This is a genomic window from Pseudomonas kitaguniensis (genome assembly GCF_049199985.1).
GTDB lineage: Bacteria > Pseudomonadota > Gammaproteobacteria > Pseudomonadales > Pseudomonadaceae > Aquipseudomonas > Aquipseudomonas kitaguniensis.
On sequence record NZ_JBLZPT010000018.1, the window covers coordinates 15,617 to 37,269 of the forward strand.

Below are 21,653 nucleotides of genomic sequence, written 5' to 3' on the forward strand. Positions count from 1 at the left end.
CCGCAAATGTTAACTGAACCACCCCCATTCTCCAGTAAGCCCTCTCCCACAGTTGTTTTGTGCCGCTTGAAAATGCGATCAACTGTGGGAGCGGGCTTGCTCGCGATGGCGCAATGTCTACCACCGCAAAATGTTAACTGCGCCAGCCCCATTCTCCAGCAAACCCTCTCCCACAGTTGTTTTGTGCTGCTTGAAAATGCGATCAAATGTGGGAGCGGGCTTGCTCGCGATGGCGCAATGTCTACCACCGCAAATGTTAACTGAGCCACCCCCATTCTCCAGCAAGCCCTCTCCCACAGTTGTTTTGTGCCGCTTGAAAATGCGATCAACTGTGGGAGCGGGCTTGCTCGCGATGGCGCAATGTCTACCACCGCAAATGTTAACTGAACCACCCCCATTCTCCAGTAAGCCCTCTCCCACAGTTGTTTTGTGCCGCTTGAAAATGCGATCAACTGTGGGAGCGGGCTTGCTCGCGATGGCGCAATGTCTACCACCGCAAATGTTAACTGAACCACCCCCATTCTCCAGCAAGCCCTCTCCCACAGTTGTTTTGTGCCGCTTGAAAATGCGATCAACTGTGGGAGCGGGCTTGCTCACGATGGCGCAATATCTACCACCGCAAAATGTTAACTGCGCCAGCCCCATTCTCCAGCAAGCCCTCTCCCACAGTTGTTTTGTGCCGCTTGGAGATGCGATCAACTGTGGGAGCGGGCTTGCTCGCGATGGCGCAATGTCTACCACCGCAAAATGTTAACCGAGCCACCCCCATTCTCCAGCAAACCCCCTCCCACAGTGGTTTGTGTAGTTTCAGTCCGACCAGGGCGCCTTGCGGGAATTGTTCAGTTCCACCAAGTAACCATCACCACCCAACTGGCCCATCTGCTGACGAATCCACGCCGCGCGCTGTGCCACATAGGCCGTGGGGTGGCTGGCGCTCCACACCCGTGGGTTAGGCAGCACCGCTGCCAGGTAGCTGGCCTGCTGACGCGAAAGCGCTTTGGCGCTCACCCCAAAGTGATGCCGCGCCGCCGCCTCTGCGCCAAACACACCTTCGTCCCATTCCACGCTGTTGAGGTACACCTCAAGAATCCGCTGCTTGGGCCACAACACCTCGATCAGCCCGGTAAACCAGGCTTCCAGGCCTTTGCGCAGATAGCTGCGGCCGGTCCACAGGAACAGGTTTTTCGACACTTGCTGGGTCAAGGTGCTGGCCCCGCGAATCGAACCGCCGCGCTCGTTATGCAGCAACGCCGCCTGAATCGCGCCAAAATCAAAGCCCCAGTGCTGCGGGAAGCGCTGGTCTTCACCGGCCATCACCGCCACTTTAAGGTCATCCGAGATCTGGTCCCACGACACCCACGTGCGCTGCAGGTCAATCGGCTCGCCGTCAAACCAGGATTCAACCTTGCGCTCTACCATTAACGCGGTGAACGGCGGCGGCACCACACGAAACAGCAGCACCAGCAGCACGCTGCCGATGGCAAACCATTTCACGACTTTGAGAAAACGCTTGAAGAGGATACGCAGCATAGAGATGGCTTGGCCGAACCCGTTGAGCGGGCCATTATACAGACCCGGCCCTTTGAGTCTGATTGGAGTTCCTCATGCTGCGTAGCTTTCTGATGCTGGCTGCCTTTTTCGGCTTCACCGGCGTTGCTCTCGGTGCCTTTGCCGCCCACGGCCTGAAAAACCGTCTGAGCGCCGAGTACCTGGCGATCTTCCACACTGGCGTGACCTACCAGTTGGTGCACGCGCTGGCGCTGTTCGGCGTGGCGTTATTGGCCGTGCACGTTCCTGGCCGACTGGTGACGTGGGCGGGCATCTCGTTTGTCTTCGGTATCTTGCTGTTCTCCGGCAGCCTGTACGTGCTGACGCTGACTGGCATCAGCAAACTCGGGATCATCACGCCGTTTGGCGGGCTGGCGTTCCTGCTCGGCTGGTTCTTCCTGGGCCTCACCGCTTGGCGCTTGCAACTGCCCGCTTGACGCTCGGTGCTGACCTTTAGTGCCAATCGGGCTAGAATGCTGGCCCCTAAAAACGATGGCGGCCCGTGGCATGCGCATTCTGTTGAACGGCGAACCCTTTGAACTGCCCGACGGCGAAACCGTTGCGGCCCTGTTGACCCGTCTGGACTTAACCGGGCGTCGGGTCGCAGTGGAGCTCAATCGGGACATCGTGCCGCGTAGCCAGCACGCCGAAACCGCGCTCACCGAGGGTGACCAGGTTGAAGTGGTCCACGCCATTGGCGGCGGCTAGTCGCCTGCCGAGATTGTGCAGAACCTCACCCTATTTCGAGGATTTCCCATGAGCATCGTTCGTAGCGACAAGCCCTTCGTCTTGGCCGGTCGTACCTACCAGTCGCGTCTTCTGGTGGGCACCGGCAAGTACCGCGACATGGAAGAAACCCGCCTGGCCATTGAAGTCTCCGGCGCCGAGATCGTGACCGTGGCCGTGCGCCGCACAAACATCGGCCAGAACCCGGGCGAACCGAACCTGCTGGATATTCTGCCGCCGGACCGCTACACCATCCTGCCGAACACTGCCGGTTGCTACGACGCCATCGAAGCCGTGCGCACCTGCCGCCTGGCGCGTGAGCTGCTCGACGGCCACAACCTGGTGAAGCTGGAAGTGCTGGCCGATCAGAAAACCCTGTTCCCCAACGTGATCGAAACCCTCAAGGCCGCCGAAACGCTGGTCAAGGAAGGCTTCGACGTGATGGTCTACACCAGCGATGACCCAATCATCGCCCGCCAACTCGCCGAAATTGGCTGCATCGCGGTGATGCCACTGGCTGGCCTGATCGGCACTGGCCTGGGCATCTGCAACCCGTACAACCTGCAGATCATCCTCGAAGAAGCGAAAATTCCGGTGCTGGTGGACGCAGGCGTGGGCACTGCTTCCGACGCCACCATCGCCATGGAACTGGGCTGCGAAGCGGTGCTGATGAATTCGGCCATCGCCAATGCCCAGCAGCCGATCATGATGGCCGAAGCCATGAAACACGCCATCGTCGCGGGCCGCCTGGCTTACCTCGCCGGGCGCATGCCGAAAAAACTGTACGCCAGCGCCTCCTCGCCGCTGGATGGTCTGATCAAGTAAGAGCCATTGATGACTGAATCAAACGAAACGCCGAACACCGTGGACGAAGGCGACGAGTCCAAGCACCGCCGCATCAAGAGTTTTGTGATGCGCGCCGGTCGCATGACCGAAGGCCAGCAAAAAGGGCTGGAGCAGGGTACGCCGCTGTTCGTCTTGCCGCTGGCCGATGCGCCGGTGGATTACGACCAGGTGTTTGGCCGTTCGGCCCCGCGTTCCCTGGAAATCGGCTTCGGCATGGGCCACTCCCTGCTGGAAATGGCGGCGGCCTCGCCGGAACAGGATTTCATCGGTGTTGAAGTGCACCGTCCGGGTGTCGGCGCGCTGCTCAATGGCGTACTGACGCAAGGCCTGACTAACCTGCGCGTGTACGACTGCGACGCGATCGAAGTGCTCAACCGTTGCATCGCCGACAACAGCCTCGACCGCCTGATGCTGTTCTTCCCGGACCCATGGCACAAGTCGCGCCACCACAAGCGTCGCATCGTGCAAGCGTCCTTCGCAGAACTGGTGCGCAGCAAGCTGAAAACCGGCGGCATCCTGCACATGGCCACCGACTGGGAACCGTACGCGGAGTACATGCTGGAAGTGATGGACGTAGCGCCTGGCTATCGCAATTTGGCCGAAGACGGCAAATGCGTGCCACGCCCGGCTGAGCGCCCGATCACCAAGTTCGAACGCCGTGGTGAGCGGTTGGGGCATGGCGTGTGGGATTTGAAGTTCGAGAAGCTGGCTTAATTCGTCTTCGACTTGAAATGCAATCAAATGTGGGAGGGGGCTTGCTCCCGATGGCGGTGAATCAGTCACATTGATGTCGACTGTTAATCAGCCATCGGGAGCAAGCCCCCCCCCACAGGTGTATCTCCCACACTGTGTATCTGTGTCGAGTGAGGGCTCAGCGGCGGTCGGCAACTACGCCGATCAACACCAGCACCACCACCAACACCGGCGCCAGGCTGTAGTTATTGAACTGGCTGAGCCCGCGCACAATCCACGGCGTGGCGTAGATCAACGCCGCGCCGCTGCCGACCATGCACACCAGCGCCATCAACGGTACGCGCAAGGCGCCGGCGATACTGCCCAGGCGCCCTTCAACCCAGCCTTTGATGTCGGCGCCGAACAGCACCAGCAGGCAGCCGACAAGTGCCAGCGAGATTTCCGACAGGTTGCTACGGCTCCAGCGCGACGCGGTGGCGAGCAGGTCGAGTACCCAATCCATTCGATTTCCTTAGAGCGTCAGCTCAAAAACTTCTGCAACAGGTCATTGAGAAAGAGTTGCCCGCGGTCGGTCGCCGCCAGGCGTGACGGTTCGACCTGCATTAAGCCACTTTGTTCTGCTTCTGTGCGTGCTTCAGTGAGGCTCGCCAAGTCGAGGCCTGTGCGCTCGGCGTAGAGCCTGGCGTCGACGCCTTCGGTGAGCCGCAACGCGTTCATCAGGAACTCGAAGGGCAGTTCGTCATTGGTGAGTTCTTTCGCGCCGGCCTGAAAGCTTTTGGCCGGGTTCAGGTAGTCCTTTGGCGCGCGGGTCTTCCAGGTGCGCACGATGCGCCCGTCCGGGTGGCTGAGCTTGCCATGGGCGCCGGCGCCGATACCGATAAAGTCGCCGAAGCTCCAGTAATTCAGGTTATGCCGCGCCGGGCGGCCCGCTTGGGCGTAGGCCGACACCTCGTATTGCGCGTAACCGTGTTCGGCCAGCAACGCCTGGCCCGCTTCCTGAATGCCCCACAGCGTGTCGTCTTCCGGCAGTGCGGGCGGCTGGTTCCAGAACACCGTGTTGGGTTCCAGCGTCAGTTGGTACCACGACAAATGCGTCGGGTTGAGGGCGATGGCCTGGCGCAGGTCGCCCAAGGCGTCTTCCAGTGACTGGTCGGGCAAGCCATGCATCAGGTCCAGGTTGAAGTTATCGAACCCGGCCTGACGCGCCATGCCGGCCGCACGTACGGCTTCGTCGCCGTTGTGGATACGGCCCAGCGCCTGGAGTTTTTCTTGCTGGAAGCTCTGGATGCCAATCGACAGCCGGTTGATCCCCAGCGCGCGGTAGGCCACAAACTTCTCTTGCTCGAAGGTCCCGGGGTTGGCTTCCAGGGTGATCTCGATGTCGGCGGCAAACGCAATGCGCGCTTGTACGCCCTCAAGCAAACGGCCCAGCGCGGCGGCGCTGAACAGGCTGGGCGTACCGCCACCAAAAAAGATCGAGCTCAGCTCACGGCCGTAAACCGCGTGCAGGTCTTGATCAAGGTCAGCCAGCAACGCGTCCACGTACTCTTCTTCCGGCAGCACCTTGCTCGCGGTGTGGGAGTTGAAGTCGCAATAAGGGCATTTGCGCACGCACCACGGGATGTGGATGTACAGCGCCAGGGGCGGCAGCAGCGGCAGTGGCGCCCGCGGTGTTTGCGCGCCGCCGTGGATCAGCGGCTGCGCGGAGGTGTTCTGGGTCATTTCAGTTCAGGCCCAGACGCTGACGCAGCAGCACCATGGCGCGGGCGCGATGGCTGATTTGGTTCTTGTCCGCCGGGCTCAGTTCAGCGCTCGACACATTGCGCTCCGGCACCCAGAACAGCGGGTCGTAGCCAAAACCCTGTTCGCCGCTGGCGGCGTGCAGGATGCGCCCGTGCCACAGGCCTTCGCAGAGAATCGGCAACGGGTCATCGGCATGCCGCACCAGCGCCAGCACACACACGAACTGCGCGCCGCGTTGTGCATCCGGCACGTCCTTGAGCGCCTCCAGCAGCTTGGCGTTGTTCGCCGCGTCGCCCTTGCCGTCGGCATAACGCGCCGAGTAAATGCCAGGCGCGCCGCCGAGAAAATCCACCGCCAGGCCCGAGTCATCCGCCAGCGCTGGCAGGCCGGAAATACGCGCGGCATTGCGCGCTTTGAGGATGGCGTTCTCGACGAACGACAGGCCGGTTTCTTCCGGCTCAACCTGGCTGAATTCGCCAATGGAGCGCAGTTGCACGGACTCACCGAGCATGGCCTGGAGTTCTTTGAGTTTGCCGGCGTTATGGCTGGCCAGTACGAGGTGTGTGAGGTTCATTATTCAGCCGGAAAGAGTTCTTGGACGAAATTGAAACTGTGCGCCTTGCCACCGGTTTCAACGTTGATCGTGAAGGTCCTGAATTCCTGTTGCGGCACCGAATACGGCGCGAGGTAATTGGTCGCGCCTTTTTCGGTGATCTGCTTGAACGTCAGTACTTCGCTCTTGCCGCTCAAGTCTTTGATGGTGCCGGTGACTTGTGCCACCACGGGCGTCACGCCCTTGAACACCGACACATTGATCAAACCCTTGTTCTTGCTGCGCACCACGCCCACCGCCTGCGCGGTTTCGGGCTGCAGGAAGCTGGACGTGAAGGTGTTGTAGCGCACGGTGATGTCGCCAAATTCTTTCTTGCGATCAGGGTCGATAACGTCGGCCGCCATGGCGTTGACGCCAAGCAGTGCGGTCAGTAAAAAAACAGCCAAACGACTCATGTGCGTCCCTCTTGAAAATGATTAGACGGCAATTTTGTGGTCCGCGAGGCCCGGGCTGCTGACCCGGTAAATACCGATTTCGCCCAACAGATTGGGCCATAGTTTACTCGCCCAGCCGTGGCGGTGCTGTTGATCGACAGCAAGGCGGTTGATCACTTTGGCCTCACGCTCGCCGCACAACGCTTCGAAGTCCTGGAAGGTGCAGAAGTGGATGTTCGGCGTGTTGTACCACGTGTATGGGAGGAAGTCCGATACCGGCATCCGGCCCTTGGTGGCCAGGTACCAGCGGCAGCGCCAGTGGCCGAAGTTGGGGAAGGTGATGATGCACTGGCGGCCCACACGCAGCATTTCGTCGAGTATGCGGTCCGGGTAATGCACCGCTTGCAGGGCTTGGGTCATCACCACGATGTCGAAGCTGTTGCTGGCAAAGTTGCCGAGGCCTTTGTCCAGGTCCTGCTCGATCACGTTGATGCCCTTGGCCACGCACTGTGCGATGTTGTCCGGGTCGTTTTCCAGGCCATAGCCGGTGACTTGCTTGTTGTCGCGCAGCCAGCTCAGCAGTTCGCCATCGCCGCAGCCAAGGTCGAGCACGCGGCTGCCGGCGGGGATCCAGTCTTGGATGATTTCCAGGTCGGCTCTCATGGCGTTCTCACAAAATGATGCGGTTCATGTAGTTGCTGAAAGCCTGCAGGTAACGCGGGATCGGAATCAGGAAGGCGTCATGGCCTTGCGGAGCATCGATTTCCAGGTAGCAGACGTCTTTCTTGGCGGCCATCAAGGCGTCGACCAGCTCACGCGAGCGCGCTGGCGAGAAGCGCCAGTCGGTGGTGAACGACATCACGCAGAACTTGGCCGTGGCGCCTTCGAAGGTTTTTGCCAGGTCGTCGTCAAAGTTCGCCGCAGGGTCGAAGTAGTCCAGCGCCTTGGTCATCAGCAGGTAGGTATTGGCGTCGAAACGCCCGGAAAACTCCTCGCCCTGATAACGCAGGTAGCTCTCGACTTGGAACTCGACGCTGTGGAAGTCGTAGTTGAGCTTTTCGCTCTTGAGCCCACGGCCGAATTTCTCGCCCATGGAATCATCGGACAGGTAAGTGATGTGCCCGACCATTCGCGCCAGCATCAAGCCGCGCTTGGGAATCACGCCGGCCTCCTGGAACGAGCCGCCGTGGAACTCGGGGTCGGTGAGAATCGCCTGGCGCGCCACTTCGTTGAAGGCGATGTTCTGCGCCGACAACTTGGGAGCCGAGGCAATCGCCAGGCAATGGCGCACGCGGTCCGGGTAGCTGATGGTCCACTGCAGCGCTTGCATCCCGCCGAGGCTGCCGCCGATAACGGCAGCCCATTGGCGAATGCCCAGCAGGTCGGCGAGGCGCGCTTGGCTGTGCACCCAGTCTTCGACGGTGAGTACCGGGAAGTCTGCGCCGAACGGCTTGCCGGTCTCCGGGTTCAGGCTGCTCGGGCCGGTGGAGCCGTTGCAGCCGCCGAGGTTGTTGAGGCTGACGACAAAGAACTTGTCGGTGTCGATGGGCTTGCCGGGGCCGATGCAGCTGTCCCACCAGCCGGGCTTGCGCTCGTCAACGCTGTGGAAACCAGCAGCGTGGTGATGGCCGGACAAGGCGTGGCAGATCAGCACGGCGTTGCTCGCCGTGGCGTTCAGTTGGCCGTAGGTTTCGTAGATCAGGTCATAGGCAGGCAGCGAACGCCCGCAGGCCAAGGCCAGCGGTTCGCCGAAGTGCGCCACTTGGGGCACGACCAGTCCAACAGAATCTTGGGGAAAGGCAGTTGGCATCGACCCTGCTCTCGTTTAAATGAGGCGTAAGTCTAAAGAGCGGGGACCCCAGCGGCAAGCAAAGGCCTGCACCAGTACGCAGATACAAAATGTGGGCGCTGGCTTGCCTGCGATGCAGGCACCAAGGTGTTTCAGTTACACCGCAGTGATTCAATCGCAGCCAAGCCAGCCCCCACACACGCGGCTCGCGAATCAGATCAGCCCGAACAGCTCTTTAGGCATGAACGCATAGTAAGCCAGGCGCGGGATCACCCAGCTTTGCAGCAGCTGGATCGCGATAAACGCGAAAATCGGCGAAATATCCAGGCCACCGAGGTTGGGGATCAACCGACGGAAAGGCGCCAGCACTGGGTCGGTGATTTGGCCCACCAGCTCGGCGCCAGGGCTGCGGCTGCCCGGTGCGACCCACGAGAGGATCACGCTGATGATCATCGACCAGAAGATGATTTTCAAAAACAGCGAAAAAATGCCGATCAGGCCCCATGGCAACAGCAGCACGGTGAAGGCCTGGTAGCCGCTGAGCATCAGGATCACCACAAACAGCGCAATCTGCAACAGCAGCGCCAGCACCAGCGACGACATATCCAGGCCGAACAGGCTCGGGATCACTCGGCGCAACGGCTTGAGCAGCGGTTGGGTGGCCTTGACCACGAACTGGCAGAGCGGGTTGTAGAAGTTCGCCCGCACCAGTTGCAGGATAAAGCGCATCAGCACGATCAGCAGGTACAGGCTGCCCAAGGTCTGGATGATGAAAATGGCAGCGTCATTGATTCCGAGCATGTTGGTTTCCTATGAAGGGGACGACTATTTGCCCAGTTGCTCGGCCATTTCAGCCGAACGATGCGAGGCAGCACCCAGTGCTTTTTCCACCAGGGCTTCAAAGCCCCCGGCCTGGAACGATTCGATGGCAGCCTGCGTGGTGCCGCCTGGCGACGTTACGCGGCGGCGCAGCTCGGCAGCATCCACTTCGCTGGACACCGCCATTGTCGCAGCGCCCAGAGCCGTTTGCTCGGCCAGTTGCTCGGCAATCTCGCGTGGCAGGCCCAGCTTCACGCCAGCGGCGGTCATGGCTTCGATCAACAGGAAGAAGTAGGCCGGGCCGCTGCCGGACACGGCGGTGACCGCGTCCAGTTGCTGTTCGTGTTCCAGCCACACGGCGATGCCCACCGCAGACAACAGTTCTTGCGCCTGATCACGCTGTGCGGCATTGACTTCGGCAGTCGCGTACAAGCCGCTCACGCCCTTGCGCAGCAGCGCCGGGGTGTTGGGCATGCAGCGCACGATGGGTTGAGCGCCGAGCCATTGGGTCATGCTGGCGCAGGTAATGCCGGCGGCGATCGACACCACCAACTGGTGCGGTTGCAGGCTCGGGCGCAGGCTTTCGCACACGGCCTTCATGGCTTGCGGCTTGACTGCCAGCACGATGACATCAACGCCCTGGATGGCCTCGGCATTGTCGGCAAACGTTTCAATGCCGTGCTCGGCGCTCACGCGGGCGCGGGTCTCGGCGCCCGGGTCGCTGGCGCGGATCTGCGCCGCTTCCAGGCCTTTGGCCCGCAGGCCACCGATCAGGCTGGCCGCCATGTTACCGGCGCCGATAAAGGCAATACGCGTGTTGCTCATGACAGGTCCTTATTCAGAGGGAAGTCAGCCATTTCATGGCTGGCCGTAGTCGCGGGCGCCAAACAGCGCGGTACCGATCCGCACCCACGTGGCGCCTTGGGCGATGGCCGACTCAAGGTCGTGGCTCATGCCCATGGAAAGTGTGTCGAGCGGCAGGTTCAAGCTGGCTTGCAACTCGCTGACGGTAGCGAACGCTGCGTCTTGCGCGGCGCGATCGTCCGTCGGCTCAGGAATTGCCATCAGGCCACGCAGCTTCAGGCGCGGCAGGGCGCTGATCGCATTGGCCAGGGCCGGCAGGTCGGCGGGCGTACAGCCGGACTTGCTGGCTTCGCCACTGACGTTGACCTGAATGCAGATATTCAGCGGCGGCAGCTCGGCCGGGCGTTGTTCGGACAGGCGTTGTGCGATTTTCAGGCGTTCCACGGAATGCACCCAAGCGAAGTTCTCGGCGATAGCGCGCGTCTTGTTCGATTGAATGGGGCCGATGAAGTGCCAACTCAAGGGCAGGTCGGTTAATTCGGCCTGTTTGCCCAAGGCTTCCTGCAGGTAGTTCTCGCCAAAATCGCGGGCCCCGGCGGCAAACGCTTCACGCACAGCCTGCGCGGGTTTGGTTTTGCTCACGGCCAGCAGGTGAATGCTGCTTTCGTCACGTTGCACGGCGTGGGCCGCGGCACGGATACGCTCGCTAACCAAACCAATGTTGTCTGCTATCGTCGACATTCAAGATGCACCCGTGGATATGGAGTCCGCGGCATTCTACTGGAAATGGAAAGCCCTATGGATATCACTGAATTGCTCACGGCCAGCGTGCGCCGTGGCGCCTCCGACCTGCATTTGTCGGCCGGGCTGGCACCGATGCTGCGCGTCGATGGCGAGGTCTGGCCGCTGGATGGGCCGGCGCTTTCACCGCCGCAAGTTGCGGACTTATTAAGCCCTTTGCTCAGCCAATACCAACAAAAGGATTTCGAAACATCTCTTGAAACGGATTTCGCCTTTGAACTGCCGGGCGTCGCGCGATTCAGGGCGAATGTATTTCAGCAGGATCGCGGCATGGGCGCGGTGTTTCGTACGATTCCGGCACAGGTGCAAAGCCTGGAAGGCCTGGGGCTGGGGCCTGTGTTTCAGCGCATTGCCGAGTTGCCGCGCGGCCTGGTGTTGGTCACCGGGCCTACCGGGTGCGGCAAGTCCACCACACTGGCGGCGATGATCGACTACCTCAACCGGCACCGGCGTCAGCACATCCTCACCCTGGAAGACCCCATCGAATTTATCCACACGCCGCAACTGGCATTGATCAACCAGCGGCAGGTGCACCGCGATACCCACAGTTTTTCGGTAGCGCTGCGTTCGGCGCTGCGCGAAGACCCGGATGTGATTCTGGTGGGCGAATTGCGTGACCTCGAAACCATCCGCCTGGCGCTGACCGCGGCCGAGACCGGGCATCTGGTCTTTGGCACCTTGCACACAACCTCGGCGGCGAAAACCGTAGACCGGCTGGTCGATGTATTCCCGGCGGGGGAAAAGGCCATGGTGCGCTCGATGCTGTCTGAGTCGTTGCAGGCGGTGGTGGCCCAGGTGCTGGTGAAAAAGGTCGGCGGTGGGCGAGTGGCGGCGCACGAAATCATGCTGGGCACACCGGCCATTCGTAATTTGATTCGCGAGGACAAGGTCGCGCAGATGGTTTCAGCGATTCAGACCGGCGGGGCGCTGGGCATGAAGACGCTGGACATGAGTTTGAAGGCGTTGGTCGGCGAGGGGGTGGTTAGCCTGGAAGACGCGCGCGGGCAGGCGAGGGTGCCAGCAGACCTATGAGGCCGCTCGGCAAATCAAATCAAATGTGGGAGGGTGCAGCGCCCCCTCCCACATGTTTACCGCATTCAGCCCGGTATCAGCGCTGCACAATCCGCAGATTGCTTTGTTCTTTAGGCAGAACACGTTTGGCAACCACGTAGTTCTTGTCCCAGAACGGCTTTTTCAGCGTGTCGATGCTCACCGCTTTGCCACGGCTTGGGGCGTGGATGAAGCGATCGTTGCCCATGTAGATGGCAACATGGTTGACCTGGCGGCTCTTCAATTTGAAGAACAACAGGTCGCCCGGTTTCAAGTCTTTGCGGTCAACCTTCATCCCGTGGCCAGCGGCCATGGCGTTGGAGGTGCGCGGCAAATCCACAGCTTTTACGTCGTTAAACGCATATTTCACCAAACCACTGCAGTCGAACCCTTTACTTGGGCTGCTGCCGCCCCAACGATAAGGAGTGCCGAGCACGTTAACGGCGCGGCTGAGGACGTTGCTGCTTTGCTTGGTGTTAACCGCCATAAGACCGGGAGTGGCTTTACCGTTGTGGGCCTTGCTCAATTGAGTTGGGCGTTTAACAGTCAGCTTTGCGGTTTTGGCAGTGCCTGGAGCGCTATGAACTTTAGGGGTAAAACCGTTAACGTTAGGAAGTCGTTGCTCACGATTGGTGGCGTGGGCGGCCAGTGGCATTAATAGGCAGATGGTTAGCCATGTCTTGAAAAATGGTCGCATTCGGCGTGGCTCTTTTAGGTTTGCGCGCAACTTTATAACAGCTTTTTGTGTCGTTCTCAGGCCGTTTGTCGACTGAACCCTGGGGTCAAATTCGTTAAAACGCGACGAATTGACGCTATTGTCCGACAGAAGTCAGGTGGCATAAGGCTTTGCGGGAAGGAAGATACCATTTGCCGTGCGTCGGGCGCCCGTAAAAAAGTCACAAAGAAAATGAAAAAATTTATCTATCGAGGCAAAAGAGGTACGTCATGAACACCTATCGACAGGATTATTCGCAGCAGGACACCCACAGCAAGGTGATTGGTTACCTGCTTTGGATTTTAGGTTTTACCGGGGCGCATCGTTTCTATTACGGCAAGCCTGTGACCGGGACGATCTGGTTTTTCACCTTTGGCTTGTTCGGTATCGGCTGGCTGATTGACGTGTTCCTGATCCCGGCCATGGACCGTGAAGCGGACCTGCGTTTTACCGCCGGGCCTATCGAATACAACGTGGCCTGGATACTGCTGGCGTTCCTGGGGGTGTTCGGCGTGCACCGCATGTACCAGGGCAAATGGATCACCGGCCTGATTTACCTGCTGACCGGCGGTTTGTTTCTGGTGGGGGTGCTGTATGACTTCTGGACGCTGAACACGCAGGTGTCGATCCGCAATGCCGAGCGCATCGGCGGGCGCTGAGTCTGTTGATCGTTCCCACGCGCGTGGGAACGATCGCTATCAGGCCTGGTAGCTGATTCGGCCATCCACCAAGGTGTACCGCACCGTCGCCGGCAGGCTATGGCCGATGAACGGGCAGTTTTCGCCTTTGGACAGCCACTGCTCACCGGCCACCGTGGAACGGGCCGGATCAAACAGCACCAGATCCGCCGCCGCGCCCACCGCCAACTTACCCGCTGGCAAACGCAGCGCTTCGGCTGGGCCTGCGCTCAGGCGTGCCAGCAATGTCGGCAGGTCGAGCAAACCGTCTTGCACCAACGTCATCGCCAACGGCAGCAACAGCTCGACGCTGCTGATGCCGGGCTCTGTCGCGCCAAACGGGGCCAGCTTGGCATCCCGCTCGTGCGGCTGGTGATGGCTGGAGATCGCCGAGATCACACCCGACTTCACTGCCGCACGCAACCCGTCACGGTCAGCCAGGGTGCGCAGCGGCGGCTGCACGTGGTACAGGCTGGAGAAGTCGATCAGCGCTTCATCGGTCAAAATCAGCTGATACAGCGCCACATCCGCCGTAACCGGCAGGCCGCGCGCCTGAGCTTGGGCGATCAGGGCGACGCCGCGAGCGCTGGTCAATTGGCTGAAGTGCGCGCGCACGCCGCTTTGCTCCACCAACAGCAGGTCGCGGGCCAGCGCCACGGTTTCGGCGGTTTCCGGGATGCCCGGCAGGCCGAGGAAGCTGGCCACCGCGCCCTCATGCGCCAAACCGCCTTCGGCCAAGTCGCGGTCTTGCGAGTGGAAGATCACCGTCAAATCGAACGTGGCCGCGTATTCCAGCGCGCGGCACAGTGTGCGGGTGCTGCGAAAGCCTTCCAGGCCGTTGCCGAAGGCCACGCAACCGGCGTCGCGCAGGGCGATCAGCTCAGCGAGTTGTTCGCCTTCGAGGCCTTTGCTCAGGGCGCCGATAGGGAACACTTTGCAATTGCCGGCTTCGCGGGCGCGGTCGAGGATCAGCTCGGTCACGGCCGAGGTGTCCAGCACCGGCTTGGTCTGCGGCGGGCAGCACAGGCTGGTCACGCCACCCGCAGCGGCGGCACGCGTTTCGCTGTTGATGTTGCCTTTGCGGCTGTAACCCGGCTCGCGCAGGGCGACGTTGAGGTCGACCAGGCCCGGCGCGGCCACCAAGCCTTTGGCGTCGATGGTCTGGCTGGCGCTGAAACCGCTGGGCGCGGCGCCGATGGCGATGATCTTGCCGGCTTCCAGATGAAGGTCGGTAACGTGATCCAGGCCACTGGCCGGGTCGATGACTCGGGCGCCAAGAATGCTGAGCTTCACTGGGCCTTCTCCTGCTCGAATTGACGTTGCGCGGTTTGCCCGCTCATGGCCATGGACAGAACCGCCATGCGTATGGCGATGCCGTAAGTCACTTGGTTCAGGATCACCGACTGAGGGCCGTCGGCCACCGCCGACTCAATCTCCACGCCGCGGTTGATCGGACCTGGGTGCATCACGATGGCGTCCGGTTTGGCGCCGGCCAAGCGTGCGGTGGTCAGGCCGAACAGGCGGTAAAACTCGCCTTCGCTCGGCAGCAGGCCACCCGACATGCGCTCGCGTTGCAGGCGCAGCATGATCACCACGTCCACACCCTTGAGGCCTGCGGCCATGTCGGTGTAAACCTTCACGCCGTACTGCTCGATGCCGACGGGCAGCAGGGTTTTCGGTGCGATCACGCGGATGTCCGGGCAACCCAGGGTTTTCAGGGCCAGCATGTTCGAGCGCGCCACCCGCGAATGCAGGATGTCGCCGACGATGGCCACCGAGAGGTTTTCAAAGCCGCCTTTGTGCCGGCGGATCGTCAGCATGTCGAGCATGCCTTGGGTCGGGTGGGCGTGGCGGCCGTCGCCGCCGTTGATGATCGCCACCTGCGGGCACACGTGTTCGGCGATGAAATGCGCGGCGCCGGAGTCGCCGTGGCGCACCACGAACATGTCGGCGGCCATGGCTTCCAGGTTGCGTAGCGTGTCGAGCAGGGTCTCGCCCTTGCTCGCCGACGAGGTCGACACGTTCAGCGTGATCACGTCCGCGGAGAGGCGCTGGGCCGCCAGTTCAAAGGTGGTGCGGGTGCGGGTCGAGTTCTCGAAGAACACGTTGCAGATGGTTTTGCCGCGCAGCAGCGGGACCTTCTTCACCGCTCGGCCACCGACTTCGAGGAACGAGTCGGCAGTGTCGAGAATTTCAGTGAGCAGTTCGCGGGGCAAACCGTCGAGGGACAAGAAGTGTTGCAACTGACCCTGAGCATTGAGCTGCAGCGGGCGCTTGGCATCTAAAGGCGTCATCGCGGGGACTCTTTACAAGGCGGTTTAAAGGGCAAGGTCTTGCAGTTCGAGTTCGAGCGGCGTGGGACCGGACAATTTTACCCGCTGGTGGGCTGAAAGCGACAGCGTGGCACCGACCACGTCCGGGCTGATCGGCAATTCGCCAGCCTCAAGGTCAAGCAAGCACACCAGTGTCACGCTGGCGGGCCGGCCGTAGTCGAACAGTTCGTTCAGGGCGGCGCGGATGGTGCGGCCGCTCATCAGCACGTCGTCGATCAGCACCAGGTGCTGGCCTTCGATTTCGAACGGCAGCGCCGAGGGCCGCACTTGCGGGTGCAGGCCGTTCTGGCTGAAGTCATCGCGATAAAACGACACATCCAGCGTGCCCAGTGGCGAGTCGCTGCCCAGCTCTTCCAGCAACGCCTGGGCCACCCATACGCCGCCGGTACGAATGCCGATAAAACGCGGTTCGCTGATGGCACGCTGTTGCAGGTGCGCCTTGAGGCTAGTCGCCATCTGGCTGATCAGTTCGGCGGGATTGGGCAGGCTCATGGTGGCTCCTTCAAGGCCTTGCGTAGCGAGGTGGCCGCAAGGTCCGGGCTCAAACGTAAAAAGACGCGGCAAGCCGCGTCAGTCAGGATTCAAATAACGCGGTGTTTTCGTCCAGCCAACCTTGCAACAGCAAAGCGGCGGCGATGGCGTCCACGGGGTTGTCGCGGTAGCTGCCTTTTTGCCCGCCACGGTCGCGGCGCTCACCTTTGGCTTCAAAGGTGGTCAGGCGTTCGTCGTGGGTATAGAAGGGCAGGTTGTAGCGGCCATTCAGGCGGCGCGCGAACTTTTCGGCGCGCAGGCACATCTCGCTCGGTGTGCCGTCCATGTTCAACGGCAGGCCGACCACCACCGCGTCGGGTTTCCATTCTTTGATCAGCGCTTCGACCTGGTTCCAGTCCGGCACGCCGTTTTGGGCTTTGAGGGTGCACAGTTCGCGGGCCTGGCCGGTAATGACCTGGCCGACCGCTACGCCGATCTGTTTGGTGCCATAGTCAAAACCGAGGATCAAACGCAAAGCCATCAGGCGTGCCCCGCCTGGCTGGTCAGCAGGCTGAGGTTGACGCGCAGCTTGGCTGCCGCCGCTTCCAGGCGCGCCTCGCTTGCGGTATTGAACAGGATGTCGGCGTCGAAAGGGCAGGTCAGCCAGGCATTGTCGGCGAGCTCGGCCTCCAGTTGCCCGGCTTCCCACCCGGCATAGCCGAGGGTGATCACGCTTTGCTCAGGCCCGATGCCGTCCGCGATAGCGAACAATACGTCTTGGGACGTCGACAGCGACACGCCGTCAAGGTCCACCGTGGCCTGGAACGTCGGCCCGGTGCGGTGCAGCACGAAACCGCGATCAGTCTGCACCGGCCCACCGTTGTAGATCGGCACGTGTTGGCAACGCGCTGGCGGGTCGATTTCGGGGCGCAATTGCTCAAGAATATCCGCCAGGTTCAGCGTCTGCGGGCGATTCACCACCAACCCCATCGCACCATTGGCTGTGTGCTCGACAATGTAGGTCAAGGTTTGCGCAAAGTTCGGGTCGGCCATATGCGGCATGGCGATCAAGAATTGATGCTTGAGGTAGGTCGGGCTGACATTTTTCATGTCCTCTAGTGTGGCGTTGGAGTGGCGAACTGACAAGCTGGAGTTAATGAAACTGCGGCGAGCAAGCCCGCCCGCCACAATGGGCAGCCTTGTTACAACCCAAAGGCTCTTGCGCCTTTAATTGCTCGACAGGCGGTCGCCCCGGGCGAATTTCCAGGTGCGGATGATTTCCAGACGGTCGACGTCGTTCAGGTCGCCGGTGAACGGCGCAAAAGGCGCGGCCAGGCGCACGATGCGCTGGGCGGCTTGGTCAAGCAGCGGCTGGCCGGACGACTCCAGCACCTGCACTTCGTATAACGAACCATCACGGTTGATCGACACCAGTAAGCGCAAATTGCCATAGATTTGCTGGCGTCGGGCCTCGTCCGGGTAGTTGAGGTTGCCGATGCGTTCGACCTTTTTGCGCCACTCGTCCTTATACCAGGCACCTTTGTCGCGCATGGTCGAGGCGGCGTTCAGCCGATAGATACGCGGGCGTTTGGCATACAACTGTTGTTCGTTGGCCAATTCCGCCTCAAGGCTGGAGATCTCGTCGGAGAGCTGCGAGCTGTCGAAAGTCGGTGCCGGTTTAACCGGCTCGGGCTGCGGCTCGGTCTTGGTTTTCTCGCGCTGGGTCGGGGCTTTTTGCGGTTTGGGCGCGACGGTGGTGACTGCGGCCTTGGGCGCAGCCTGCTTGACCTCGGGCTTGGGCGTCGGCGGCGGTGAGACTTTATTCACCTTGTTGTCCTGGAACGGCGCCACTTCGGTGGTCTTGGGCACGGCTTTTTTGTCGAGCGTACCGCTGCCTTGCTGGTTGTCCTGAGCCAGAAAGTCGGCCTTTTCGGGCTTTTTTTCGCTCTTGAACGTGGCGAGGGTAATTTCCAGGGTTTTGCTGATTTGCTTGGGTTCGGCAAAGGTGAAGCCCAGGCCGAGCAGCAACGCGAGGTGGATCAGTGCCGCCAGGAACAGCGTAAATCCGAGCCGATCAGCCGGGCGCACGCCGCTTCGGGAGAGTTCGGGGGGCAGATCGGACGGGAGCGTCATCACAAAAAAACCAACATCGCGCGTTTCACAGGTTGCGCATGATAACGCAATGTTGGTTTTTAGCTTCAAGCGACAAGTTACAAGCCGCGAGCTTGTACGCGGTTCGCCTTAAGCGTGCGGCTTGCCGCCTGCGGCTTGCAGTTTTGCATGTATGGCTGCCATCAGCATTTCGCCGATGTTCGTGCCAAATGCGTTGTCTATCTCGCGAATACACGTCGGGCTGGTGACGTTTATTTCGGTAAGGTTCTCACCGATTACGTCAAGTCCTACAAACAGCAGGCCTTTTTCCCGCAGGGTTGGGCCGACTTGGGCTGCAATCCAGCGATCTTTTTCTGTCAGCGGGCGCGCTTCGCCGCGACCACCGGCGGCCAGGTTGCCACGGGTCTCGCCCGCTGCCGGAATACGCGCCAGGCAATAGTCCACCGGCTCGCCGTCGATCATCAGGATGCGTTTGTCGCCGTCCTTGATCGCCGGAATATAAGCCTGGCCCATGATCTGTTGGGTGCCCAGCGCCGTCAGGGTTTCGAGGATCACCGACAGGTTAGGGTCGCCTGCGCGGTGACGGAAGATCGAGGTGCCGCCCATGCCGTCCAGCGGCTTGAGGATTACGTCACCGTGTTTGGCGGCGAATTCACGCAACACATCGGCGCGGCGGCTGACCACGGTGGGCGGCGTGCACTGTGGGAACAGGGTGGCGAACAGCTTTTCATTGCAGTCGCGCAGGCTCTGCGGCTTGTTGACGATCAGCACGCCAGCGCGTTCGGCCTGCTCCAGCAGGTAGGTGGAGTAAACAAACTCCATGTCGAACGGCGGGTCCTTGCGCATCAGGATGACATCCAGATCGCTCAGCGGGCTGTCGATCTCGTCCGCAAGCTCGAACCACTTCTCTGGGTTGGCAAACACCTGCAGCGGGCGCATGCGTGCACGGGCCTCGCCGTCGCCTTGGTAAAGATCGCGCTGTTCCATATAGAACAACGTCCAGCCGCGGGCCTGGGCGGCCAGGAGCATGGCCAGCGAGCTGTCCTTTTTATAGGAAATGCTGGCGATAGGGTCCATGACAATGCCGACGCGTACGCTCATGGGGTATTTCCTCTAGCAAATTAGGGCGCATAAAAGTGGCGTCAGAGTGGCGCTGCGGCTGTTGTGGGTCAAGGAAAAACCGCTGTCAGAGAGCCTGCGTGTCAGGCTGAACTGTCAGGTGCGAAAGACTGCGAATTGTTCTTTATCACCGTAGTATTCGAATTCCAGCCCGATACCGAGGGGCTCCAGCACCGCCGTTGCTTGTTTGATGAACCGCTCGCCTTGTTCCGAGAGTGCATACAACCCGAGCACCTGAATGATCGGGTGTTTACCCACTGCGCGAGGCACCTCGGTGTAAATCTCTCCGCTCTCAATGAACGCGACATACGCATTGATTTTTGCCTGGAGCATTAGCAGGTGTTCACCCTGTTCAGTTGGATTAGCCCAGCCGAGGTGGTCCGAGATGCCTAGAGTTATCTTGCTGCAATCCTCATTTGGGAAACCGCACATATCAATGACTTTGGGGTCTGTTACGGACATGGTTGCTCCTTCTTTTCATTAAGTTTTTTTCGGTCGAGAGATCTTTATTCGAGTGGGCGGGATAACTGTCCCCCCTGGAAAACCGGGCTTACCCTTGCCTACAATTACTGCGCCACTTTCCTCTATTTCCGGGAATGCGCGTTTTTGATTGCGCGTCAGTGGTGCCGTCTCGGAGGCTTTGCATTCGATGCATTCGATCTCACCATCAGAGCCTCTTCCCATCATATCGACGCGAACCTTCGTACCGCTCTCGGTTTTCAAGGTTATCTGTTGGACTGCGTATTGCCTGTTTTTGGAATACAGCCCATAAGCTTCTTCCTCATAAGCAGCCCCCGCCACCTTGTTCTTCTCCAGCTGCGTACTAAGCACCACATAAATCGGCGCAATACCCGCATCCGCTGGAAACCAGATAATCGCATCCTGAAACTCCGGCGGATGTTGCGGGTTGTGCAGCGCAGCTTCCGCCTGCGGTGTCGGCGGGTACACCCAAACCGTGCGCAGCGGTGGCGCACCTTCCAGTGCCGGAATACCCAGCACACCCTGCGGATTCACCGCGGGCGTCCACGTCAGGCCAATGCCGTTGCCTATATCGGCGACGTACTGCTCGCCCTTTTTTTCAGCCTTGATAACCGGAACACTTTCCCAGTCCGCTTTACCGCCCGTGTAGAAGCCGTAGGCGTTGACCGAACCATCCGGCAAGGTCTTCACGTTGACGCGCACCCGTGTGCGGCCCGCTTCAAGCGTTGCGTACTGGTCTTGTGTGTAGAAGGCACTGTCGGCTGCGGTAGCGTTCGGCATCAGCAGTGCGACGGTGCCGACTGTGGCGCTTGCAGCCAGGGCGCCCGCGCCCTCCAGCAGTGTCAGCGCCAGTGAGCCGGCCAGGCGATTGGCGACAGCGCGGCCGGAGGCAGAGCCAGCAACCCATTGCAGCGGTGAACCCTGCGCCGAAATCGCGGTGCCAGTGCCGAGCACTGCCCACATGCCGTAGTCGGCCAGCCTTTCAACGGGTACAAAACCCGTCGGGTGCTGGTGGTTGATAACGCCGTCGGGCAGGTTGCAACTCTTGGCAAAAACGCAGCCTGTGGGCGTGGGCCGGGTTTGCGACTCGTCGGGAAGGTCGGGGTATTGCGCCCAGTACAAGGCGTGGAGGTCGACAGGTTCTACACCGCTATTGCGGCTTGTGGTGCTCGCGTTGGGACGTGCCGGCTTGGGGACATAACCGCTCATGCGGCATCCTTGTTCGTTCTTTTTGGTGCAAGAACGCTACCGGGTAGTGGCTGAGCTATCTGTCGGAAGGGTTGTTAGTTTAAGTGGGAAAGTTCGCGTTTTTTAAGCTGTTGCGGATCGAAACCCCTACTCTCCTGAGATGAATTTTCTCCAGACTGTGCTAAAAAGGCTCCCATGGCACATAAGCTCATGCACCATTGGGTTTCACTGCACACCCTTTACAACATCAGGCAGTACACACCGAAAACCGATTCGCTGTGGCGATGGTAGAGCAGATATGGAACAGCATTCCAACGCCTTGAGAGTGATGGTGATCGACGATTCGAAAACCATCCGCCGCACGGCTGAAACCTTGTTGAAAAACGTAGGCTGCGATGTGATCACGGCCATCGACGGTTTTGATGCTCTGGCGCGGATTGTTGATCATCACCCGCACATTATTTTTGTCGACATCATGATGCCGCGCCTTGATGGTTATCAGACGTGCGCGTTGGTGAAGAACAACCCGGCGTTCAAGTCGATCCCGGTGATCATGCTGTCTTCCAAAGACGGCCTGTTCGACAAGGCCAAGGGGCGCATCGTCGGTGTCGATCAGTTTTTGACCAAACCTTTCAGCAAGGAAGAACTGCTGAGCGCGATCAAGGCCTATGTGCCCGGCTTCGCCGCAGTAGAACAACAAGCACACTGACGGCGCCCCAGAGGGGCCTGCGTCTACCAATGTAGTGGGGAAA

27 protein-coding genes are annotated in these 21,653 nt (G+C 60.4%); 7 read left to right on the plus strand and 20 right to left on the minus strand.

All coding sequences use genetic code 11. The features are described from left to right. Nucleotides 1–807 precede the first annotated feature (807 nt). Nucleotides 808–1,530, minus strand: a complete 723-nt coding sequence (gene mtgA / locus ACOZK9_RS20030) for a monofunctional biosynthetic peptidoglycan transglycosylase (RefSeq protein WP_058414561.1) — start codon at nucleotides 1,528–1,530, stop codon at nucleotides 808–810. A gap of 74 nt (nucleotides 1,531–1,604) precedes the next feature. On the opposite strand from mtgA, the gene ACOZK9_RS20035 reads away from it, so the two are divergent. From ACOZK9_RS20035 to trmB, 4 genes are all read left to right on the plus strand, one after another. After that, the gene (locus ACOZK9_RS20035; protein WP_421556404.1) at nucleotides 1,605–1,985 is read left to right on the plus strand and encodes a DUF423 domain-containing protein; all 381 of its coding nucleotides are present in this window, start codon (nucleotides 1,605–1,607) and stop codon (nucleotides 1,983–1,985) included. Between the two features lie 70 nt (nucleotides 1,986–2,055). Beyond that, on the plus strand, nucleotides 2,056–2,256 hold the full coding sequence (gene thiS, locus ACOZK9_RS20040) for a sulfur carrier protein ThiS (protein ID WP_172979986.1): 201 nt from the start codon (nucleotides 2,056–2,058) through the stop codon (nucleotides 2,254–2,256). 48 nt (nucleotides 2,257–2,304) lie between these two features. Continuing rightward, nucleotides 2,305–3,099, plus strand: a complete 795-nt coding sequence (locus ACOZK9_RS20045; RefSeq protein WP_421556405.1) for a thiazole synthase — start codon at nucleotides 2,305–2,307, stop codon at nucleotides 3,097–3,099. Between the two features lie 9 nt (nucleotides 3,100–3,108). Then, nucleotides 3,109–3,834 (plus strand): tRNA (guanosine(46)-N7)-methyltransferase TrmB, encoded by a 726-nt coding sequence (trmB, locus tag ACOZK9_RS20050; protein ID WP_058414558.1) that lies wholly within the window; start codon nucleotides 3,109–3,111, stop codon nucleotides 3,832–3,834. Between the two features lie 157 nt (nucleotides 3,835–3,991). Here the strand turns inward: trmB and ACOZK9_RS20055 are convergent, their stop codons facing one another. The 9 genes from ACOZK9_RS20055 to ACOZK9_RS20095 all read right to left on the minus strand — a co-directional run bounded on the left by ACOZK9_RS20055 (nucleotide 3,992) and on the right by ACOZK9_RS20095 (nucleotide 10,696). Next, a complete protein-coding gene (locus ACOZK9_RS20055) occupies nucleotides 3,992–4,315 on the minus strand; it encodes a DUF3392 domain-containing protein (RefSeq protein WP_058414557.1) in 324 nt (107 codons plus the stop codon). A gap of 17 nt (nucleotides 4,316–4,332) precedes the next feature. Then, nucleotides 4,333–5,535: a radical SAM family heme chaperone HemW gene (gene hemW, locus ACOZK9_RS20060; protein ID WP_421556406.1), complete on the minus strand. Its 1,203-nt coding sequence runs from the start codon at nucleotides 5,533–5,535 to the stop codon at nucleotides 4,333–4,335. Between the two features lies 1 nt (nucleotide 5,536). After that, the gene (rdgB, locus tag ACOZK9_RS20065; RefSeq protein WP_421556407.1) at nucleotides 5,537–6,130 is read right to left on the minus strand and encodes an RdgB/HAM1 family non-canonical purine NTP pyrophosphatase; all 594 of its coding nucleotides are present in this window, start codon (nucleotides 6,128–6,130) and stop codon (nucleotides 5,537–5,539) included. After that, entirely contained in the window at nucleotides 6,130–6,564 is a 435-nt protein-coding gene (locus ACOZK9_RS20070; RefSeq protein ID WP_058414554.1) for a DUF4426 domain-containing protein, read from the minus strand. The genes rdgB and ACOZK9_RS20070 overlap by 1 nt, the downstream gene beginning before the upstream one ends. A 21-nt stretch (nucleotides 6,565–6,585) precedes the next feature. Beyond that, nucleotides 6,586–7,206, minus strand: coding sequence for a methionine biosynthesis protein MetW (gene metW / locus ACOZK9_RS20075; protein WP_058414553.1), 621 nt, complete (start codon nucleotides 7,204–7,206; stop codon nucleotides 6,586–6,588). Between the two features lie 7 nt (nucleotides 7,207–7,213). Continuing rightward, nucleotides 7,214–8,353 carry a homoserine O-succinyltransferase MetX gene (gene metX / locus ACOZK9_RS20080; protein WP_058414552.1) on the minus strand — a complete coding sequence of 380 codons (1,140 nt, stop codon included), beginning with the start codon at nucleotides 8,351–8,353 and terminating at the stop codon, nucleotides 7,214–7,216. Nucleotides 8,354–8,545: 192 nt separating this feature from the next. Then, nucleotides 8,546–9,133, minus strand: a complete 588-nt coding sequence (locus ACOZK9_RS20085) for a YggT family protein (RefSeq protein WP_421556408.1) — start codon at nucleotides 9,131–9,133, stop codon at nucleotides 8,546–8,548. A gap of 24 nt (nucleotides 9,134–9,157) precedes the next feature. Continuing rightward, the gene (gene proC, locus ACOZK9_RS20090; RefSeq protein ID WP_152748003.1) at nucleotides 9,158–9,976 is read right to left on the minus strand and encodes a pyrroline-5-carboxylate reductase; all 819 of its coding nucleotides are present in this window, start codon (nucleotides 9,974–9,976) and stop codon (nucleotides 9,158–9,160) included. A gap of 33 nt (nucleotides 9,977–10,009) precedes the next feature. Continuing rightward, nucleotides 10,010–10,696 carry a YggS family pyridoxal phosphate-dependent enzyme gene (locus tag ACOZK9_RS20095; RefSeq protein WP_421556409.1) on the minus strand — a complete coding sequence of 229 codons (687 nt, stop codon included), beginning with the start codon at nucleotides 10,694–10,696 and terminating at the stop codon, nucleotides 10,010–10,012. A 57-nt stretch (nucleotides 10,697–10,753) separates the two neighbouring features. Between ACOZK9_RS20095 and ACOZK9_RS20100 the strand changes: the two genes are divergently transcribed. After that, on the plus strand, nucleotides 10,754–11,788 hold the full coding sequence (locus tag ACOZK9_RS20100) for a type IV pilus twitching motility protein PilT (protein ID WP_058414548.1): 1,035 nt from the start codon (nucleotides 10,754–10,756) through the stop codon (nucleotides 11,786–11,788). A gap of 76 nt (nucleotides 11,789–11,864) precedes the next feature. Here the strand turns inward: ACOZK9_RS20100 and ACOZK9_RS20105 are convergent, their stop codons facing one another. Next, a complete protein-coding gene (locus ACOZK9_RS20105; protein ID WP_099234834.1) occupies nucleotides 11,865–12,503 on the minus strand; it encodes a C40 family peptidase in 639 nt (212 codons plus the stop codon). A gap of 248 nt (nucleotides 12,504–12,751) precedes the next feature. On the opposite strand from ACOZK9_RS20105, the gene ACOZK9_RS20110 reads away from it, so the two are divergent. Then, nucleotides 12,752–13,180, plus strand: a complete 429-nt coding sequence (locus ACOZK9_RS20110; RefSeq protein WP_058414546.1) for an NINE protein — start codon at nucleotides 12,752–12,754, stop codon at nucleotides 13,178–13,180. A gap of 39 nt (nucleotides 13,181–13,219) precedes the next feature. Here the strand turns inward: ACOZK9_RS20110 and ACOZK9_RS20115 are convergent, their stop codons facing one another. The 9 genes from ACOZK9_RS20115 to ACOZK9_RS20155 all read right to left on the minus strand — a co-directional run bounded on the left by ACOZK9_RS20115 (nucleotide 13,220) and on the right by ACOZK9_RS20155 (nucleotide 20,922). Continuing rightward, nucleotides 13,220–14,491 carry a dihydroorotase gene (locus ACOZK9_RS20115; protein WP_122251160.1) on the minus strand — a complete coding sequence of 424 codons (1,272 nt, stop codon included), beginning with the start codon at nucleotides 14,489–14,491 and terminating at the stop codon, nucleotides 13,220–13,222. Then, nucleotides 14,488–15,492, minus strand: a complete 1,005-nt coding sequence (locus ACOZK9_RS20120; RefSeq protein WP_058414544.1) for an aspartate carbamoyltransferase catalytic subunit — start codon at nucleotides 15,490–15,492, stop codon at nucleotides 14,488–14,490. Before ACOZK9_RS20120 ends, ACOZK9_RS20115 begins: the two co-directional genes overlap by 4 nt. Nucleotides 15,493–15,516: 24 nt before the next feature. Further along, nucleotides 15,517–16,023, minus strand: a complete 507-nt coding sequence (gene pyrR, locus ACOZK9_RS20125) for a bifunctional pyr operon transcriptional regulator/uracil phosphoribosyltransferase PyrR (protein WP_058414543.1) — start codon at nucleotides 16,021–16,023, stop codon at nucleotides 15,517–15,519. An 82-nt stretch (nucleotides 16,024–16,105) separates the two neighbouring features. Next, nucleotides 16,106–16,543, minus strand: coding sequence for a Holliday junction resolvase RuvX (ruvX, locus tag ACOZK9_RS20130; protein ID WP_003213744.1), 438 nt, complete (start codon nucleotides 16,541–16,543; stop codon nucleotides 16,106–16,108). Further along, nucleotides 16,543–17,112: a YqgE/AlgH family protein gene (locus ACOZK9_RS20135; protein WP_058414542.1), complete on the minus strand. Its 570-nt coding sequence runs from the start codon at nucleotides 17,110–17,112 to the stop codon at nucleotides 16,543–16,545. The genes ruvX and ACOZK9_RS20135 overlap by 1 nt, the downstream gene beginning before the upstream one ends. A 117-nt stretch (nucleotides 17,113–17,229) precedes the next feature. Beyond that, nucleotides 17,230–18,135, minus strand: a complete 906-nt coding sequence (locus ACOZK9_RS20140) for an energy transducer TonB (RefSeq protein ID WP_058414541.1) — start codon at nucleotides 18,133–18,135, stop codon at nucleotides 17,230–17,232. A gap of 108 nt (nucleotides 18,136–18,243) precedes the next feature. Further along, a complete protein-coding gene (gene gshB / locus ACOZK9_RS20145; RefSeq protein ID WP_122251158.1) occupies nucleotides 18,244–19,215 on the minus strand; it encodes a glutathione synthase in 972 nt (323 codons plus the stop codon). Between the two features lie 114 nt (nucleotides 19,216–19,329). Continuing rightward, nucleotides 19,330–19,695, minus strand: coding sequence for a DUF6572 domain-containing protein (locus ACOZK9_RS20150; protein WP_421556410.1), 366 nt, complete (start codon nucleotides 19,693–19,695; stop codon nucleotides 19,330–19,332). Between the two features lie 18 nt (nucleotides 19,696–19,713). Further along, nucleotides 19,714–20,922, minus strand: a complete 1,209-nt coding sequence (locus ACOZK9_RS20155) for an S-type pyocin domain-containing protein (protein ID WP_421556411.1) — start codon at nucleotides 20,920–20,922, stop codon at nucleotides 19,714–19,716. Nucleotides 20,923–21,199: 277 nt separating this feature from the next. Between ACOZK9_RS20155 and pilG the strand changes: the two genes are divergently transcribed. Continuing rightward, nucleotides 21,200–21,610: a twitching motility response regulator PilG gene (pilG, locus tag ACOZK9_RS20160; protein ID WP_058414537.1), complete on the plus strand. Its 411-nt coding sequence runs from the start codon at nucleotides 21,200–21,202 to the stop codon at nucleotides 21,608–21,610. Nucleotides 21,611–21,653 lie beyond the last annotated feature (43 nt).